Here is a 19,193-nt window from a genome sequence, read left to right as displayed (position 1 = left end):
ATCTTGGAGGAAAAATTATGAAGAAGAAACCTTTTGTAACCAAAGAACAGCTCGAAGAGATCGTAAAAAAATATCCGACACCGTTTCATCTTTACGATGAGAAAGGAATCCGTGAAAATGCTAAGGCAGTCAAAGAGGCATTTTCCTGGAATCCGGGATTCCGTGAATATTTTGCGGTAAAGGCAACACCAAACCCATATATTCTTGATATCTTAAAAGAATATGACTGTGGCTGCGACTGTGCATCTTTAACAGAATTAATGCTGGCAGATTCCCAGGGTTTTGATGGAAAACATATTATGTTTTCTTCAAATGATACACCGGCCGAGGAGTTTAAATTTGCAAATGAACTTGGTGCGATCATCAACTTAGATGACTTTACCCACATTGACTTCTTAGAGAAAACGATCGGAAAGATTCCGGAGACAATTAGCTGCCGTTATAATCCGGGCGGAGTGTTTAAGATGAGCAACGGGATCATGGACAATCCTGGTGATGCAAAATATGGATTCACCCATGAACAGATCATCGAGGGATTTAAAATTTTAAAAGAAAAAGGTGCAAAGCATTTTGGCGTGCATGCGTTTTTAGCAAGCAACACAGTGACAAACGAATATTATCCGAAACTGGCAAGACAGTTGTTTGAATTAGTTGTGGAACTGCGCGATAAGACCGGATGCGATATCCGGTTTATCAATCTTTCCGGCGGTGTTGGTGTACCTTATACTCCGGATCAGACTCCGAATGATATCCGTGTGATCGGTCAGGGCGTCAAAGAGGCTTTTGAGGAGATCTTAGTTCCGGCAGGACTTGGAAATATCTCTATCTATACAGAGATGGGTCGTTTCATGTTAGCACCGTATGGTTGCCTTGTTACGACAGCCATCCATGAAAAACATACTTACAAAGAGTATATCGGTGTGGATGCCTGTGCGGTCAACCTGATGCGTCCGGCAATTTACGGGGCATATCATCATATTACCGTTATGGGAAAAGAGGACGAGCCATGTGACCACAAATATGATGTAACAGGTTCCCTCTGTGAGAACTGTGATAAATTTGCCATCGACCGTATGCTGCCGAAGATCGACATGGGAGATCTGCTTGTGATCCATGATGCCGGAGCACATGGTTTCTCCATGGGATATAACTATAACGGAAAACTTCGTTCTGCGGAGGTATTGTTAAAAGAAGATGGTTCTACCCAGTTAATCCGCCGTGCGGAGACACCGGATGATTACTTCAGAACTTTTGACTGTTTTGATATTTTAAAGGACATGAAGCATCCGGAAAGAAAATAGGACTGCATTCTGCAAAGGGAGTGTGTCATGTGTATTGATGAAGTAAGGTTTGAAGCTGCAAAAAATAAAGTGATCGGGATAAACAGGGAACGTCAGGGAATCGGGACGCTTTCCGAGAAAACGGTACATGCCGTTTTGAAAAATTATTATGCACCGGATACGGACATGCATGAGATTCCGATCGAAAATTTTGTGGCAGATATTTTTACAGGAACCGAGATCATCGAGATACAGACGCGCTCCTTTAATGTTATGAGAAGAAAACTCGATGCATTTCTAAAAAGCTATCCGGTAACGATCGTTTATCCGATTCCTCATATCAAATGGCTTTCCTGGATCGACGAGGAGAGCGGGGAAATGTCACCAAAGCGAAAGTCGCCGAAAAAAGGTAATCCTTATCTGGCATTTAAAGAGTTATATAAAATCCGTCCTTTTTTAAAAGATGAAAATCTGAGATTTCGCTTTGCCCTGATCGATATGGAAGAATACCGTCTGCTAAACGGCTGGAGCAAAGATAAAAAGAAAGGCAGTGAGCGCTATGACCGTATTCCGGTGCAGTTTGTGGAAGAGGTATGCATCGAGAGAAGGGAAGATTATATGCAGTTTATCCCGTTTGATCTGCCGGAGCCTTTTACTACGAAAGATTTTTCAAAATATGCGAAAATACCTGTGTCGCTGGCGCAGACAGTACTTCTGATACTGACAGATTTAAAGATTGTAGACAGAGTTGGAAAACAGGGAAACAGTTACCTGTATGAGGTCTGTGAGGTATAAAAAAGGGGACCTGAATTTTCAAGTCCCCATCTTAATAATTGCTCACGATCAATCCGCGCCGGAAAACAGAATCCATATGATCGAGTGTATGTCTTGCCTGTGAATAACGGTTGCGGTTGGTATTGATCACATAAAACTGGTGTGCGCCACGGTATTTTTCACGTAAAAAAAATGGAATCTTAATAAAACTTCTTGTAAAAGGGATCTGGTTTTCAATCAGTAACTGTGCTGCCTGATTACTGATCCTTTCATTGGTTGTGCGGCATAATTCCACATCTTTATCGAGTTGTTTTGTATCTTTTCCTAATATAAGTGTCTTTCCCATTATTTCAGCCCCTTTTTCAAAAAACTATCATATGTGATAACTTTTGTCAAACATGCTTTTATTTTTGCAGAAATTGTGGTATGTTATTAAGGTTAGACGGAAAAGCTCGTCTGAAAGGATTAGAAAGGTAATTATAATTATGAAGAAAAAAATAGTAGTATTAATGCTTTGTACGATGATGGCAGTCACTGCACTCGGATGTGGCGGCAAGAAAAATAATGCCGCAGAGGGAACAGAGATTGCAGAATCAGTAAACGGTACAGAAACGACAGAAGCAGAAGCAGCAGTAGAATATGAGAGTCCTGCTTATGATCTGAAGGCATCTGATTATGTAACACTTTGTGATTACAGCAAAGTGCCGGTTACTATCACCGGTGATTATGATGTGGACGATCAGGATGCAAAAGATTATTTTGAGCAGATGTTCTCTTATTATGGACCGTTCTATGTTGCAGATGATACCAAAACCACGGTTGGTGAGGGTGACATCGTAAATGTGGACTATGTTGGAAAATTAGACGGAGAGGCATTCGATAATGGAAGTGCCGAGGATCAGAATATCGATGTGGACAATAACTGTTCCGCAGGAAGCCAGTCAAGCTCCTTTATTGATGGCTTTACAGATGATTTAAAAGGTGCATCGGTCGGCGATGTCATTGACAGCGATGTGACATTCCCGGATAATTACGGTAATGCAGATCTTGCCGGAAAGCAGGTTGTATTTACATTTACAGTCAATTCCATCCAGAAAGAGATGACACTTGATGATGTGGATGACGAGTTCGCACAGAAACAGTTCCAGGCTGATACTGTAGATGATATGTATGCACAGATCAAAACTTTTCTTGAGAACACTGCAAGCAGCAACAAGGACAGTGACACTTATGCAGCAGTGCAGCAGTATCTGTTAGATAACTGTAAAGTAGACATTCCGGAGGATTATCTGACAGCCCGTGTCAATGATTATGAGAAACAGTTTGTACAGAACAACTGTGACGGGGATGATTCCAAACTGGAAGATTATGTCAGCAAACAGTATAATATGACACTTGATGAGGTACGCCAGGAATGGAGATCCGGCATGGAGAAAAATATTTCCATGGAGTTCATCACAGGTGCGATCGCAGAAAAAGAAGGAACAGAGCTTGATGAAGACGGATTTTCTTCCTATGTGCAGACACTGATGAGCAGTAACAATTTTTCATCAGAAGAAGATTTATATAAGAACTATGGTTATGGCGATGCAACGTATGGCGAGAAGTATTTAAGACAGATCTATGTGGATAATCTTGCATTACAGTCTGTCAAGGATAACGCAGAAGTAACTGTGGAGGCTCCGGCAGAGACAGAGAGCACAGAAAGTGCAGAGCCACAGGAAGCTGTTGATGCAACAGAGACAGAAGCAGCAAATTAATCAAATAAATATCCCAAAAGAAGACCAAAGAGATGGGGATTGGAGGATTCAATTATGGATATGGTAAATGTAAGGGATTTATTCCGCAAACAGGAAGAATATGTGGATCAGACCGTGACGATCGGTGGATGGGTGCGAAGCATCCGTAATTCCAAAAATTTTGGATTTATCGTGGTAAACGACGGAACATTTTTTGAACCGGTTCAGGTCGTGTATTCAGATGTTCTGGAAAACTTTGACGACGTTGAAAAATTAAACGTTGGTGCAGCGATCATTGTGACAGGTAAACTCGTTGCAACACCGGGAACCAAGCAGCCGTTTGAGATCCAGGCAGAGAAGATTGACATCGAGGGTGTTTCCACACCGGATTACCCGCTGCAGAAAAAGAAACACAGTTTTGAATATTTAAGAACGATCTCTCATTTAAGACCGAGAACAAATACATTTGAAGCGGTTTTCCGTGTACGTTCCCTGATCGCTTATGCGATCCATAAGTTTTTCCAGGAGAGAGACTTCGTATATGTACACACACCACTGATCACAGGCAGTGATTGTGAGGGTGCAGGAGAGATGTTCCAGGTGACAACACTTGATATGAACAATCTTCCGAAAAATCCGGATGGAACCGTGGATTATTCCAAGGATTTCTTTAATAAGCCGACCAACCTTACCGTAAGCGGACAGTTAAACGGTGAGACTTATGCGATGGCATTTAAGAACATCTACACATTCGGACCGACGTTCCGTGCAGAAAATTCCAATACGACCAGACATGCAGCAGAGTTCTGGATGATCGAGCCGGAGATCGCATTTGCAGATCTTGAGGATGACATGATCTTAGCAGAGAGCATGTTAAAATACATCATCAACTATGTACTTGAGAACGCACCGGAAGAGATGGCATTCTTTAATAATTTTATTGATAAGGGACTCTTAGAGCGCTTACAGCATGTAGCAAATTCTGATTTCGCCCGCGTGACATATACAGAGGCTGTTGAAATCTTAGAGAAGCACAATGACAAGTTCGAGTACAAAGTATCATGGGGAACAGACCTTCAGACAGAGCATGAGCGTTATCTGACAGAAGAGATCTTCAAACGTCCGGTATTCGTAACGGATTATCCGAAGGAGATCAAGGCATTCTACATGAAGATGAACGATGATGGAAAGACAGTTGCAGCAGTAGACTGTTTAGTACCTGGCATCGGTGAGATCATCGGAGGAAGCCAGAGAGAGGATGATTACGACAAACTTCTTGCAAGAATCAATGAACTCGGCTTAAAAGAAGAAGATTATCAGTTTTATCTGGATCTCCGCAAATATGGTTCTGCAAGACATGCAGGATTCGGACTCGGTTTCGAGCGCTGCGTTATGTATTTGACAGGAATGTCTAACATCCGTGATGTTATTCCGTTCCCAAGAACCGTAAACAACTGCGAATTATAAAAAAGAATAGATTTACAGAGGACTGCCGCCCGGATGAATAAGATTCTGCGGGCGGCAGTTTTTTTGATATCCAAATCTTCATAGGAAAATTCGTTCTGCAAATTTGTGTAAACCTTCCAAAAACCTGCAAAAATTGAGAAAAAATGTAGCATAAATATAATTGACATAATGTATAATAAGTAGTAGTATCAAAATACAAAAGATATAGTAATAAATACTACATGTAAAAATAATAAATACTATTTTGCTAAAAGGAGGTCATATTATGTTACAGATAGGGATTCGTGAACCGGGAAGCGCTATTACACATTTTATAGCTATGATGATGGCAATATTTGCCACATCGCCGTTGTTAGTCAAGGCTGCGCTGAATGGAAATCATACAACGATTCTGGCAATGGCCGTGTTTATGGGAAGCATGGTGCTGCTTTATGGTGCAAGTACGGTGTACCATTCGCTTGTTGTCCGGGATAAAATTTTAAAGATATTCCGCAAACTCGACCATATGATGATATTTGTCCTGATTGCCGGATCTTATACGCCGGTATGTCTGATCGTACTTGGCGGGAAGTCGGGTTATACGCTGCTTGCGGCAGTGTGGGGCATTGCGGCGGCAGGAATGCTGATAAAAGTGCTCTGGATCAACTGCCCGAAGTGGTTTTCATCCGTGATCTATATCGCAATGGGATGGGTGTGTCTGTTTGTATTCCGGGAACTGTTAGCCACTCTTTCCCAGGCAGCATTTTTGTGGCTGCTTGCAGGCGGTCTGATCTATACTGTCGGCGGTGTGATCTATGCATTAAAACTGCCGGTGTTCAACGCGAAGCACAGTCAGTTTGGCTCCCATGAAGTATTTCATCTGTTTGTCATGGCTGGAAGCATCTGCCATTTTGTATTCATGTATCAGTATGTAGCGTGAAAAATAAAACGATTGCCGGATAGATTTTATGGAAAAGTTAGGTTATAATGTAACAGCAATGAAAAATGAGCAGTGACAGGCAGATGAGAAATGAAATGCCTGTATGAAGAGGAGACAGATATGAGATATACGTTGGAAAATGAAAATTTAAAAGTGGAGATTGACTCATTTGGAGCAGAGATCAAATCTGTAAAAAGAAAATCAGATAACTTTGAATATATGTGGTGTGGTGATAAAAAGTACTGGGGCAGAACATCCCCTGTATTATTTCCGTTTGTCGGTGCGCCCAAAAACAAAGAATACCGTTACGATGGAAAAACCTATAAGATGGGACAACACGGATTTGCAAGAGATATGGAATTTGCATTAGAAGAACAGACCGCAGAAACCATTTCATTTGTGCTGTCTGATACAGAAGAGACTTTTGAAAAATATCCATTTCATTTTACACTGCACATTGGCTATGAATTGTGCAAAAATGAGGTAAAAGTGAACTGGACTGTGGAAAACACTGACACAAAAGAACTCTGGTTTGCTATCGGAGCACATCCTGCATTCAACTGTCCGATTCACGGGGAAGCAAATAAAACCGGATATGGACTGAAATTTGGCGGGCTTACGGACACGATCCATCATCATGGAAATACACCGGATGGCATGGCTGTGATGGAAGATGAAATTTTACCATTAAAAGATGGCTGCGTGACATTTACAGAAGGATTTTTTGATAAATGCACCTACATGGCAGAGGGAAAACAGACGAAAGAAGTTTCCTTACTTGATCGTGACGGAGCACCATATGTAACTGTAAAATTTGACACACCATTATTTGCAGTATGGTCGCCGGAAGGAAAAAATGCTCCGTTTGTCTGCATTGAACCGTGGTACGGAAGATGCGATGCCACAGATTTTACCGGTACATTACAGGAGCGCGACTACGAAAACATGCTGCCGCAGGGCGGAACATTCAAAGCAGCATACAGCATCTTATATTTATAAGCTAACAAAAGGTATAAACTAAAAAACGCAAAAGCATGCAAACTCTGCATAGCTTTTGCGTTTTTTTCATATAGTGAAACAGAATCTAAAATCTATGGAGTGGACAATGAATATACAGTCAAAAATGAAAACAAGAGATGCAAAGAACAATCCGGTCGCCGCGGCAGTGGTGTCTGTACTTGTCATGTTCCTGTTAAGCTGCCTGTTCCTGCTGCTTTTAGCAGCACTATTGTATAAGTTTGATCTGAGTGAAGCGGCAGTGAAAGTTGGAATCGTTGTCATCTATATTGTTTCCGGTGCGATCGGTGGATTTTTAATGGGAAAAATTATGAAAACACAGAAATTTTTATGGGGATTTGCGGCAGGTACCATTTATTTTTGCATTTTATTTCTGATATCGGTGCTGGTTAAACAGGGAATATCCATGGAGATTCCCAAGGTGGCAACAACATTTATACTCTGTGCAGCATCCGGTATGGCGGGGGGCATGATCAGCTAAAATTTACTGTTCACTCGCAAGCTTGACACTTGCTGTCAAGCTGTGCGCCAAAGACTATAATATGCCAGATTACAGCCCCATGCATCGAAGATGCATTTAAAATGGGCTGTAATCGTTACTGCTCACACAGTATGTGTGAACAGTAACAGCTAAATATCTGTCCAGGTCATCAGATATACACAGAGTACTTGCGCTGGATATTGGGAGCGTGATATACTCATAGAAAAGCGTGTATGAGCAGGGAATATCAATGATTCATGCAAAAAATACACACGAGGAGGAAAAGATGGAAAGTCAAAAGAGACAGGGAGCAGAGTACGAATTTTATGGAAAACTTCCACTGAAAAAGGCAATCCCTCTGGGATTACAGCATGTGCTGGCAATGTTTGTTGGAAACCTGACACCGATCCTGATCATTACAGGGGCATGTGGCATTGCGGGTGAAGAGTTTGGGGGTCTGCAGGTCGACCTTTTACAGAATGCGATGCTGATCGCCGGAATCGTGACGCTGATTCAGTTGTTTGCGATCGGACCGGTTGGCGGAAAGGTACCGATCATCATGGGAACCAGTTCCGGATTTATCGGTGTGTTCAACAGTGTAGTTCAGGTGATGGGAGGAGGCATTCTTGCGTATGGGGCAATTATGTGTGCATCCGTCATTGGAGGTCTGTTTGAGTGTATTCTTGGTTTCCTGTTAAAACCGCTTCGTAAATTTTTCCCTGCGGTTGTTACAGGAACGGTCGTATTGTCGATCGGATTATCCCTGATCGCAGTTGGGGTCAATTCTTTTGGCGGCGGCAATACGGCAAATGACTTTGGCTCTGTTGAAAATTTACTGCTTGGTGCAGCCGTTTTACTGATCATCGTAGCAGTCAAACACTGGATGAAAGGCATGGCGAGCGCTTCATCAATTCTGATCGGTATCGTGGCAGGCTATATTATTGCAGCAGTCATGGGGCTGGTTCTGCCAACAACAGGGATCAATGCAGACGGTGTGGAATATACAAAAGCCTGGGTATTAAACTGGGATAAAGTTGCGGATGCAGCGTGGTTTTCCGTTCCGAAATTAATGCCGGTCAAACTGGTATTTGACTGGAGAGCAATCGTACCGGTTTTGATTATGTTTATTGTCACTGCAGTTGAGACAGTCGGAGATATCTCCGGCGTTATGGAAGGCGGAATGGACAGAGAAGCTACTGACAAAGAACTTTCCGGCGGTGTCATATGTGATGGGATCGGTTCTTCCCTTGCAGCACTTTTTGGTGTACTGCCGAATACTTCTTTCAGCCAGAATGTAGGACTTGTCACAATGACAAAGATCGTAAACCGTATGGCGCTTGCCTCAGGAGCAGTATTTCTGATTTTATGCGGTTTATTCCCGAAACTTGCAGCACTGATCTCGATCATGCCGCAGAGTGTACTTGGCGGAGCGGCTGTTATGATGTTTTCATCCATCGTGATCAGTGGAATCCAGCTTATCACAAAAGAACCGATGACAATGCGCAATATCACGATCGTTTCCGTTGCGTTGGGACTTGGCTACGGAATCGGATCAAGCAGTGGTATTCTTGCACATCTGCCGCAGGGTATCCAGTTGATCTTTGGCGGTTCCGGTATTGTTCCGGCAGCCATTGTGGCGATCATCTTTAATATCATCCTGCCGAAGGATGCGGAATAAAAAAAACTTCCCATATGAAAAAAGTTATGTTATACTATACAGGTTAATAGAACTCCGCGCGAAAGCGAATAAATACATAGTATTACGGGGAGTGGGCAAATGGCGTATCCCATGTGTGCGGAAATTACAAAAAAGGAGAGAAGCATCATGAAACATGTAAAGACATTAAATACCAAGAGATTACAGAACACAATCAAAAAAGGTGGCTGCGGCGAGTGCCAGACATCCTGCCAGTCTGCATGCAAGACATCCTGTACAGTAGGAAACCAGAGCTGCGAGCACAAATAAGATTTGAACTGGTACAGCCGGGCATGCATAGCATGGTAAAAATTGTGCATATGAGTGCCAGATATGCCATCATGGCATGATACAAAATGACTGTGTGATACAACGATGAAAATCATACGGTCGGATATAAGTGGAATCTGCAAACGACCGTTCGCATAGCGTGCGGTCATTTGTACGTTTTATCGGCAACATTAAAATGCCGTAATACTTGAAAAAAATACATTGATTTGCAGAAAACTTTAAATGTTTTGCTGTAAAATCAGATAGAAAGAGAGGAAATATTATAGTGGTTCATCAGTATAAGAACAACGGCTATGATATTGTTTTAGATGTAAACAGCGGAGCGATTCATGTGGTGGATGACGTGACTTATGATGTCATTGAGATGATCGATCAGAGCCAGCCGGAATCGTATGCAAGGGATGAGATCGTATCTGCACTGTCCGGAAAATACGGCAAAGAGGAAGTGGAGGAAGCAATCGATGAAGTCCAGACATTGATCGATGAGGAGTCGCTTTTTACAAAGGACACTTACGAAAACTATATCATGGATTTCAAAAAACGCCCGACGGTTGTCAAGGCACTCTGCCTGCATATTGCACATGACTGCAACCTGGCATGTCAGTACTGCTTTGCTGAGGAGGGAGAGTACCATGGAAGAAGGGCACTGATGTCCTTTGAAGTTGGAAAGAAGGCACTGGATTTCTTAATTGCCAATTCAGGTAACAGACGAAATCTTGAGGTGGATTTCTTTGGCGGCGAGCCGCTTATGAACTGGCAGGTCGTAAAAGACTTAGTTGCTTATGGAAGAGAGCAGGAAAAGCTGCATGACAAGAATTTCCGTTTTACACTGACCACAAATGGTGTGCTTTTAAATGACGAGATCATGGAATTCTGTAATAAAGAGATGGCAAATGTGGTCTTAAGTATCGATGGAAGAAAGGAAGTTCATGATAAGATGCGTCCGTTCCGCAAAGGGGCAGGAAGTTATGATCTGATCGTTCCAAAGTTCCAGAAATTTGCAGAGAGCAGACATCAGGACAAATATTATGTGCGTGGTACATTCACACACTACAATCCTGATTTTGCAGCAGATGTACTTCATCTTGCCGATCTTGGTTTCAAACAGATTTCTGTGGAGCCGGTAGTTGCAGAGCCGAGTGAGCCATATGCGATCACAGAGGAGGATCTTCCGAAACTGTTTGAGGAATATGACAAGCTTGCTGCAGAGATGGTAAGACGTCACAAAGAGGGAGATGATTTTAATTTCTTCCATTTTATGATCGATCTTGAAGGTGGTCCGTGTGTGGCAAAACGTCTGTCCGGCTGTGGTTCGGGAACCGAGTACCTTGCGGTAACGCCTTGGGGTGATTTTTATCCGTGCCATCAGTTTGTAGGCAATGAGAAGTTCCTGCTCGGCAATGTGGATGAGGGGATTAAAAATACAGAGATCCGTGATGAATTTAAGTGCTGCAACGTCTATGCAAAAGAAAAATGCAGAAAATGTTTTGCCAGGTTCTACTGTAGCGGCGGATGTGCAGCAAATGCGTATAATTTCAGCGGTGATATCTGCGGAGCATATGATATCGGATGTGAACTGCAGAAAAAACGTATTGAATGTGCAATCATGATTAAGGCTGCCGAAGCCGATTGTGAATAAAAAAGAAACAGGAAGGAAAAAGAAAATGAAAAAGAGTAAAGCAGCAGTCATATTAGTTGCGATTCTCGCTGCATTTGTGGGACTTGCCTATTATGCATCTATTATTCTTTCATCGACCGGTATTGGGGAGGAAATGAGTATTCCGCTTGGACTTGATCTGTCCGGTGGTGTATCGATTACCTATCAGGTCATGGATGAAAATCCAAGCGCAGAAGATATGAGTGATACGATCTACAAACTCCAGAAGCGTGTGGAAAGTTACAGTACAGAGGCTTCTGTATATCAGGTCGGAGATGACCGTATTGCCGTTGAGATCCCTGGTGTTACAGATGCGAGCAAGATATTAGAGGAACTGGGTAATCCGGGTTCCTTAGAGTTCCAGCTTTCTGATGGTACTGTATTTATGACAGGTGATCAGGTAGCAGATGCACAGGCTGCAACAACCACAGACCAGTATGGTAACAAACAGTACGTTGTACAGCTTACCCTGACGGATGAGGGTGCAAAGACTTTCGGAGATGTTACATCTGAAAATGTCGGAAAAGCACTTCCAATCGTATATGATGGAGAAATCATCAGTTATCCTACCGTACAGGAGGCAATTACCGGAGGTACAGCACAGATTTCCGGTCAGAGTACTTTTGAAGAGGCGCAGACTTTAGCAACACAGATCCGTATCGGTTCTCTTTCCCTGCAGTTATCAGAGTTAGAGTCCAGCGTGGTAGGGGCACAGCTTGGAAGCCAGGCAATCTCCTCCAGTTTAAAAGCAGCAGCGATCGGTCTTGTGATCGTTATGATCTTTATGATCATCGTATATGCAGTTCCGGGTGTTGCAGCAACTTTAGCACTTGCGATCTATACAGCACTTGTGATCGCAACCTTATACTTATTTGAAATCACATTAACATTACCTGGTATTGCCGGTATCATCTTAAGTATCGGTATGGCGGTAGATGCCAACGTTATCATCTTCGCACGTATCCGTGAGGAGATCGCAGCAGGTAAGTCAGTTATTACTGCAATGAAAACCGGTTTCCATAAGGCAATGTCCGCAATCTTAGATGGTAACATCACAACCTTGATCGCATCTGTCGTATTGATGTCATTAGGTTCCGGTACTGTAAAAGGATTTGCTTATACACTTATGATTGGTATTATCCTTTCCATGTTTACAGCACTTGTTGTGACAAGATGGATTCTTTATGCTTTCTACTGGTTAGGACTTAGAGATGAGAAATTCTACGGACGTGCCAAAGAGAGAAAGACTATTAATTTCCTGCAGAAGAGATATGTGTTCTTTGGAATCTCTCTTGCAATTATTGCTGCCGGATTCATTGGTATGGGAGCACATAAAGCATCCGGTCAGAATTCCTTAAATTATGGACTTGATTTCATGGGAGGAACTTCCACTACTGCTGATTTTGGTAAAGAATATACCATTGAGGACATTGAGAAAGACATTATCCCGGCTGTAAAAGAAGTGACCGGAGACAGCAATATCCAGGCAAACAAAGTGGAGGGAACAACACAGATCACGATCAAGACAAGAACTTTGTCTAAGGAAGAACGTGATACATTGAACCAGACACTTGCAGACAATTTTGATGTGGATGAATCTACGATCACATTCCAGAGTATCAGTTCCACAGTCAGTGGCGAGATGCGTGCGGATGCATTTAAAGCGGTGATCATTTCAACAATCTGCATGTTGATCTATATCTGGTTCCGTTTCAAAGATATCCGTTTTGGTGCAAGTGCGATCATTGCCCTGGTTCATGACGTTTTAGTCGTACTTACCGTATATGCCCTGATGCGTATTTCTGTCGGAAATACCTTTATCGCATGTATGCTGACGATCATTGGTTATTCCGTCAACGATACGATCGTTATCTTTGACCGTATCCGTGAGAACCTTGCAGCAAAACATGGCAAGCAGACGAAAGAGTCTCTGATGGAAATTGCAAACCGAAGCCTGACACAGACGTTGTCACGAAGCATCAATACTTCCTGGACGACTTTTGTTATGGTATTTATGCTGTTCATCCTCGGTGTGACCAGCATCCGTGAATTTGCACTTCCTCTGATGGCAGGTCTTATCTGCGGTGCTTATTCATCTATCTGTATTGCAACAGAGTTGTGGTATGTGATGAAGATTCATGTAGGTAAAAATAAGGTAACAGAATAAAAACTGTTGTTATGAATGAAAGCCCCGGTAGTTTTGCCGGGGTTTTTTTGTGAGAGGAGAAAATCATGGATACGATTACAGCTTATCTGGTATTTTTAAATCTGGCTGGATTCCTTATCATGGGAGATGATAAAAGACGTGCGAGAATGCACCGGTGGCGTATTTCAGAGAGAATGCTTTTTCTGGTCAGCATTTTAGGAGGCAGTATCGGAACATGGGCTGGAATGTATGTGTTCCACCATAAGACGAGACACTGGTATTTTGTCATAGGAATGCCGTTGATCCTGGCTTTGCAGATCGTGGCAGCAATCCTGCTTTATCGACAGGGCTTATACCATTTATAATTATTTGATATAACTGCTGTGGTATTTGGAATTGCCAAAAAAAGGGAAGTCATATATAATGATAAACAGAAATAAAAGACAAGTGTTTTTGGTAGAAAGACACATTGATCAAACAGCAAAGGAAGGGAGTATTACCAATTATGTATACACTGGAAGATATTCAGGCAGTTGATATGGAAGTGGCAAATGCCATTACCGATGAATTTGAGCGTCAGAACAGCCATATTGAGCTGATCGCATCCGAGAACTGGGTGAGCAAGGCAGTAATGTCAGCAATGGGAAGCGTTCTTACGAATAAATATGCAGAGGGTTATCCGGGAAAAAGATATTACGGTGGATGCGAATGTGTGGATGTAGTGGAGGAGCTTGCAAGAGAGCGTGCGAAAGAGCTTTTTGGATGTGAGTATGCCAATGTACAGCCTCATTCCGGCGCACAGGCAAATATGGCAGTCCAGTTTGCCATCTTAAAACCGGGTGATACAGTGATGGGAATGAATTTAGACCATGGCGGACATTTGACACACGGAAGCCCAGTGAACTTTTCCGGTACGTATTTCCATATTGTACCTTACGGTGTCAATGATGAGGGATTTATCGATTATGATAAAGTAGAAGAGATCGCAATGGAGTGCAAGCCGAAGATGATCATCGCAGGTGCAAGTGCTTATGCGAGAACCATTGATTTCAAAAGATTCCGTGAGATCGCAGATGCATGCGGAGCAGTTCTGATGGTCGATATGGCACATATCGCAGGACTTGTCGCTGCAGGACTTCATCCAAGCCCAATCCCGTATGCACACGTTGTCACAACCACAACACACAAGACACTGCGTGGACCGCGTGGAGGCATGATCTTATCCAGTCAGGAAATCGCAGACAAATATAACTTTAACAAAGCTATTTTCCCTGGAATCCAGGGCGGACCTTTGATGCATGTGATTGCTGCGAAGGCAGTCTGCTTTAAAGAGGCACTTCAGCCGGAGTTTAAAGTATACCAGCAGAATATTATCGATAATGCACAGGCACTCTGCAAGGGACTGTTAAGCCGTGATATTAAAATCGTATCCGGCGGTACAGACAATCACCTGATGCTTGTTGATCTGACAAATTATGATCAGACCGGAAAGGCAGTGGAGAAACTTCTCGATTCTGTCAATATCACCTGCAACAAGAACACGATCCCAAACGATCCGAAATCTCCGTTCGTAACCAGCGGTGTACGTCTTGGAACACCGGCAGTTACCTCCCGTGGTCTTAATACAGAGGATATGGATCAGATCGCAGAGGCGATCGCCATGATGATCAAGGAGGGTGAGTCGGCAGCTGATAAAGCGCGTGCAATCGTAAAATCTCTGACAGAGAAATATCCGTTAGAGAGATAGAAAAGAATACAAACAATACTCTGATATGATAGAACAAAAAGCGAGGAAACCAGTTTTTGATGGTTTTCTCGCTTTTTGGTGTAATAATAAGTATATATCTGTAAAGAATACAGCCTTCTATTTTACATCATCTGCAATACGGAAGAGTGTATAGTTTATGCTTCGGGTCTGTTTGTTCTTGTCCTGGTAAGTAATTATTACAGTCGTTGGCGCAAGCAGGCTTGTATACATATTATGTGATTCATAATTATAATCAGGAGAGTATGTAGATTCATATACATAGCTGTATCCGGAATAGCTTGCATAACGTCCTAATTTAATAGCTTTTCCGTTTGCGGTTTTTGTGGTTTTCTCTGTATTTGAGATGGATTTACTGGTAGAAGTTGAAGAGGTTACTGTTGGTTTACTGTAAGTTCTGTATTCAATTTTCTTTAATTTATATCCTTTGTTCATTTTTACATTGATCTTGACAGAATCTTTGGTGTAAAGAGTCGAATAATCATAATATTTCCCATCGAAAGTTAAACTCTTGAAAGGATAATTGTTGGAAGAGACTGCGCTTAGTACCCTTACCTTTACAGAGAGTGATTTTACTTTTTTGTTTTTGGCATTGTATACATCAAAAGTAACTTTGTAATTACCGGTTTTCTTTGCATAGACACCGATATAGCCAGTGTTTTGAGTGGTATTCAGATTCAGGCTTGTTAATTTTGCTTTCAGATTTTTACTGTTTGTTTTTATATTTTTAATGTTTTTTCCGTATGTTCCAAGATTTACACTAATGGCATAATCATTGACATCAGGGTAGCTTGGATAATAGTAAACATCGACATTTTTTGACACACTTGGTGTGGTTGCAGCGGATACCGGAGTGGAAGGGATCATGAATAATCCGACACACAGGCAAAGTGTAAGAATGGTGCAGACAATCTGTTTCATTGATTTCATATTAAATATTCCTCCTGTTGGATTATTTTGCAAGACGCCTGATTATATAAACAAGCTGATATTCCTGTTTTGTATATTTGTCAACATAAGTGACGGTGATTGTGGTCCGGGCAGCAAGTGAAGTATAATAACTGGAACTGTCAGAGTAAGTATTCCTGCTGATATAGGCATATTGACCAAGTTTTAATGTACTGTTGTTTTTGAAATTTTTAACAACTTCCTTACCTGACTTATCGTAGGTGGCAACGGTAATTTTTTTCAGCTTATACCCTTTGTTCATTCTGATGCTTAATTTGCCGGATGATTTGCCTGTAAGAGCACTGTTAATTTCTTTGTTTGCAAACTTGGCAGATTTAACCGGTGAGTCATTTTTTGCATATACGGTTACTTTACCGGAAGAAAGTTTTTTACCTGCTTTATCACAGATGTTGTAGGTTACTTTGTATGTACCTTCTTTCTTTGCATAAAGACCGATTTCTGCGTAAGGATTTGTATATTCGTCTGTGGAAGTGCTGGTATAGTAGCGGGTGTTTTTGGCAATCAGATTTTTGCTGTTTGTCTTGATATTTTTTACATAGCAGACTTTACCTTTTGGTAAATTGATATGGATATCTGAATTACTCTGTGATCTGCTGTATATACGCAGTACTTTGGTGGTTGGTGTGGTTGTGGTGGCTGCGGATACTGTTGACTGCGGCTGCAGTAAGAGCATTCCGGCGCAGAGACAGAAAGCTAAGAACAAGCTTGCTGTTCGTTTGAAAATTTTCATAAGTGAATCCTCCATTTTTATAAGTATTTTATAAATGTTACAAAAATATTATAATATGTAGAAAAATTTTATACAATCGTAAATTTAAGAAATAAATAAGAAAAATTACAGAAATATATCAGAGAATTTCAATATGCCAAAACTTGTATTTTATGTGATGTTATTTTATAATTGTATACAATAGATTGCATATTTTATAAGCCGGCTAAGGACAGACAAAATAGAAATTAAAACGGCATGCAGAGTATGCAGAAGCGAGGAATATATGAAGAAACAGAATAAAGGAGTTCCGGCATACCGTGACATTCGCTGGGACAGACTTGATAATACAGCCCATCTTTTTCCTGTCATAGCCGGGGAGAGCATGAGCAATGTATACAGGATCAGTGTTACACTGAAAGAAGAGATTGATCCGGAATTATTGCAGAAGGCACTTGATATGGTATTGCCGAAGTTTGACGGTTTTAATTTAAGACTGCGTCAGGGTGTATTCTGGTACTATTTTGAGGAGAACGGAAAGGCAGCGCCGAAAGTCCGTATGGAGAACAATTTCCCATGCAGGTATATTCAGCAGAACAAAAACCGCAGTTATATGTTCCGTGTGACTTATTATAAATGCCGGATCAATCTGGAAGTATTCCATGTACTGACAGATGGTATGGGAGGAATTAATTTCTTAAAAGAACTGACCTATCAGTATCTGCGTCTGGCACATAAGGATCTTCAGAAAAAATTAGGGGATTCTTTAAGCGTTGATACGTCTTTGAACAGGGAGGACAGTTTTTTAAAGAATTACAAAAAAAGCTCTGCAAAAGGTTATCAGACAAAAAAGGCATACCTGATCCGTGGGGAAAAGTTAAGACCGGGTGAGTTTGGTGTGATGCACGGCTACATGAAAATCCCCGAATTAAAAAATGTCTGTCATGCGATGGGAGTCAGCATCAATGAATATCTGGTAAGCGTATATATTTGGAGTGTTTATACGGAGTGTCTGCACGGCATGCCGTCAAAGTGCCCGATCCGTGTTGCCGTACCGGTCAATCTGCGCCCGTATTTTAATTCGATTACCACAAAAAACTTTTTTGCCATGGTTTCTGCAGAGTTTCATCCGACCAAAGAAACCTATACGTTTGCGGAGGTAGTTGAGATAGTGAAAGAAAGCCTGCGCAGTCAGATCAACAGGGAAAATCTTGAAAAACTTTTTTCTTATAATGTTTCCAATGAGAAGCTTATGATCGCAAGGATAGTTCCACTTTTTCTGAAAAATCTGGCAATGAAATATGTTTATACAACCTCTGCGCTTGCAAATACTGCAACAATCACCAATATTGGAAATATTTCCGTGTCAGAAGATTACCGTCCATACGTGGAAATGTTTCAGGCGTTTCTTGCAATGTCGAAAGGGCAGCATTTGAAAGGAACTATCTGCTCTTACGGAGATACACTTGTATTCAGTTTCAGTTATGATCTTGTGGATGCATCCGTGCAGCGTGGCTTTTTCCGGAAAATTGCTTCAGATGGGATTGCAGTAGAAATAAAGAGTAATGGAGTAAATTATGAGTAAATGCAGAAATTGTAATGTGGAGATATCAGATGAAACAGAGCGTTGTCCGCTCTGTGGGTCAGTGTTAGAGCATACAGGTGATGTGGAAAACATGTACCCGGATGTGAGAGTGCACACCAGAAAAATGACGCTGATAAGCAAGATTTATCTGTTTTGTGCACTTTTAGCTGAGGTGCTGCTTATTTATATCAATATAGTTACCGAGTCCCAAATAGCGTGGAGTGCCATTGCAGGACTGGCATTTTTCTACGGATATATGCTGATCCGCTTTGCAATCCTTGGAAAAACAGGTTACCGTGCCAAGATCACGGTACTTACGCTGATGGCGATTTTGGTCGTGATCGCGATTGATTTTGTGGTCGGATACCGTGGCTGGTCTGTCAACTATGCGATACCGGCAGCAATCATTCTGGTCGATATGGGTATTATCATATGTATGATCGTAAACCGCAGAAACTGGCAGAGCTATATGATGTGGCAGATTTTTATGATCTTATGCAGCATTGTTCCGGTAATACTGATTTTTACCGGTATCGTGACGGCACAGCTTTTTGCACTGATCGCATTTGCGTTTTCCCTGTTTCTGTTTCTTGGAACACTGATCATCGGAGACCGCAGAGCAAGAGTGGAGTTAAAGCGAAGATTTCACATTCGCTGATACATTAGAATAAAAAGAGCAAACATCAGCAGAACAGGAG

18 protein-coding genes are annotated in these 19,193 nt (G+C 41.8%); 15 read left to right on the top strand and 3 right to left on the bottom strand.

The window, feature by feature from the left end; genetic code table 11:
- Positions 1–17 precede the first annotated feature (17 nt).
- The gene (locus H8S51_RS14870) at positions 18–1,301 is read left to right on the top strand and encodes a diaminopimelate decarboxylase (RefSeq protein WP_186900000.1); all 1,284 of its coding nucleotides are present in this window, start codon (positions 18–20) and stop codon (positions 1,299–1,301) included.
- A gap of 27 nt (positions 1,302–1,328) precedes the next feature.
- Complete coding sequence (locus H8S51_RS14865) at positions 1,329–2,075, top strand: hypothetical protein (RefSeq protein ID WP_186899999.1); 747 nt, start codon at positions 1,329–1,331, stop codon at positions 2,073–2,075.
- 31 nt (positions 2,076–2,106) lie between these two features.
- Here the strand turns inward: H8S51_RS14865 and H8S51_RS14860 are convergent, their stop codons facing one another.
- The gene (locus tag H8S51_RS14860; protein ID WP_186899998.1) at positions 2,107–2,400 is read right to left on the bottom strand and encodes a hypothetical protein; all 294 of its coding nucleotides are present in this window, start codon (positions 2,398–2,400) and stop codon (positions 2,107–2,109) included.
- Positions 2,401–2,539: 139 nt separating this feature from the next.
- Here H8S51_RS14860 and H8S51_RS14855 point away from each other — a divergent pair, with 139 nt between their 5' ends.
- From H8S51_RS14855 to glyA, 11 genes are all read left to right on the top strand, one after another.
- On the top strand, positions 2,540–3,814 hold the full coding sequence (locus H8S51_RS14855; RefSeq protein WP_186899997.1) for a trigger factor: 1,275 nt from the start codon (positions 2,540–2,542) through the stop codon (positions 3,812–3,814).
- Between the two features lie 54 nt (positions 3,815–3,868).
- The gene (gene asnS, locus H8S51_RS14850) at positions 3,869–5,260 is read left to right on the top strand and encodes an asparagine--tRNA ligase (protein ID WP_117921088.1); all 1,392 of its coding nucleotides are present in this window, start codon (positions 3,869–3,871) and stop codon (positions 5,258–5,260) included.
- Positions 5,261–5,525: 265 nt separating this feature from the next.
- On the top strand, positions 5,526–6,179 hold the full coding sequence (gene trhA, locus H8S51_RS14845; protein ID WP_006856484.1) for a PAQR family membrane homeostasis protein TrhA: 654 nt from the start codon (positions 5,526–5,528) through the stop codon (positions 6,177–6,179).
- 120 nt (positions 6,180–6,299) lie between these two features.
- Positions 6,300–7,178 carry an aldose 1-epimerase family protein gene (locus tag H8S51_RS14840; RefSeq protein ID WP_241070758.1) on the top strand — a complete coding sequence of 293 codons (879 nt, stop codon included), beginning with the start codon at positions 6,300–6,302 and terminating at the stop codon, positions 7,176–7,178.
- Positions 7,179–7,284: 106 nt separating this feature from the next.
- Positions 7,285–7,677 carry a TIGR04086 family membrane protein gene (locus H8S51_RS14835; RefSeq protein WP_186899995.1) on the top strand — a complete coding sequence of 131 codons (393 nt, stop codon included), beginning with the start codon at positions 7,285–7,287 and terminating at the stop codon, positions 7,675–7,677.
- Between the two features lie 286 nt (positions 7,678–7,963).
- Positions 7,964–9,355: a uracil-xanthine permease family protein gene (locus H8S51_RS14830; RefSeq protein ID WP_186899994.1), complete on the top strand. Its 1,392-nt coding sequence runs from the start codon at positions 7,964–7,966 to the stop codon at positions 9,353–9,355.
- A 147-nt stretch (positions 9,356–9,502) separates the two neighbouring features.
- Complete coding sequence (gene scfA / locus H8S51_RS14825; protein ID WP_044998835.1) at positions 9,503–9,643, top strand: six-cysteine ranthipeptide SCIFF; 141 nt, start codon at positions 9,503–9,505, stop codon at positions 9,641–9,643.
- A 286-nt stretch (positions 9,644–9,929) separates the two neighbouring features.
- Positions 9,930–11,303 carry a thioether cross-link-forming SCIFF peptide maturase gene (gene scfB, locus H8S51_RS14820; RefSeq protein ID WP_186899993.1) on the top strand — a complete coding sequence of 458 codons (1,374 nt, stop codon included), beginning with the start codon at positions 9,930–9,932 and terminating at the stop codon, positions 11,301–11,303.
- A gap of 25 nt (positions 11,304–11,328) precedes the next feature.
- Positions 11,329–13,488, top strand: coding sequence for a protein translocase subunit SecD (secD, locus tag H8S51_RS14815; protein WP_186899992.1), 2,160 nt, complete (start codon positions 11,329–11,331; stop codon positions 13,486–13,488).
- Positions 13,489–13,553: 65 nt separating this feature from the next.
- Positions 13,554–13,832, top strand: a complete 279-nt coding sequence (locus tag H8S51_RS14810; RefSeq protein WP_117921092.1) for a DUF1294 domain-containing protein — start codon at positions 13,554–13,556, stop codon at positions 13,830–13,832.
- Between the two features lie 140 nt (positions 13,833–13,972).
- Positions 13,973–15,214: a serine hydroxymethyltransferase gene (gene glyA / locus H8S51_RS14805; RefSeq protein ID WP_186899991.1), complete on the top strand. Its 1,242-nt coding sequence runs from the start codon at positions 13,973–13,975 to the stop codon at positions 15,212–15,214.
- Positions 15,215–15,331: 117 nt separating this feature from the next.
- On the opposite strand, the gene H8S51_RS14800 is transcribed toward glyA, so the two are convergent.
- Together H8S51_RS14800 and H8S51_RS14795 are read right to left on the bottom strand one after the other, a co-directional pair.
- Positions 15,332–16,162 (bottom strand): hypothetical protein, encoded by an 831-nt coding sequence (locus H8S51_RS14800; RefSeq protein ID WP_186899990.1) that lies wholly within the window; start codon positions 16,160–16,162, stop codon positions 15,332–15,334.
- Positions 16,163–16,184: 22 nt separating this feature from the next.
- Positions 16,185–16,931, bottom strand: coding sequence for a hypothetical protein (locus tag H8S51_RS14795; RefSeq protein WP_186899989.1), 747 nt, complete (start codon positions 16,929–16,931; stop codon positions 16,185–16,187).
- 265 nt (positions 16,932–17,196) lie between these two features.
- Between H8S51_RS14795 and H8S51_RS14790 the strand changes: the two genes are divergently transcribed.
- Both H8S51_RS14790 and H8S51_RS14785 read left to right on the top strand, forming a co-directional pair.
- Positions 17,197–18,495: a hypothetical protein gene (locus H8S51_RS14790; RefSeq protein ID WP_207724053.1), complete on the top strand. Its 1,299-nt coding sequence runs from the start codon at positions 17,197–17,199 to the stop codon at positions 18,493–18,495.
- Positions 18,488–19,153: a DUF6320 domain-containing protein gene (locus H8S51_RS14785; RefSeq protein ID WP_117921096.1), complete on the top strand. Its 666-nt coding sequence runs from the start codon at positions 18,488–18,490 to the stop codon at positions 19,151–19,153. The genes H8S51_RS14790 and H8S51_RS14785 overlap by 8 nt, the downstream gene beginning before the upstream one ends.
- The last annotated feature ends 40 nt before the right edge of the window (positions 19,154–19,193 follow it).

Source organism: Roseburia rectibacter (assembly GCF_014287515.2).
GTDB lineage: Bacteria > Bacillota > Clostridia > Lachnospirales > Lachnospiraceae > Roseburia > Roseburia rectibacter.
Note: the sequence above shows the minus strand (reverse complement) of the source record. Positions and strands in the feature narration are given on the sequence as shown.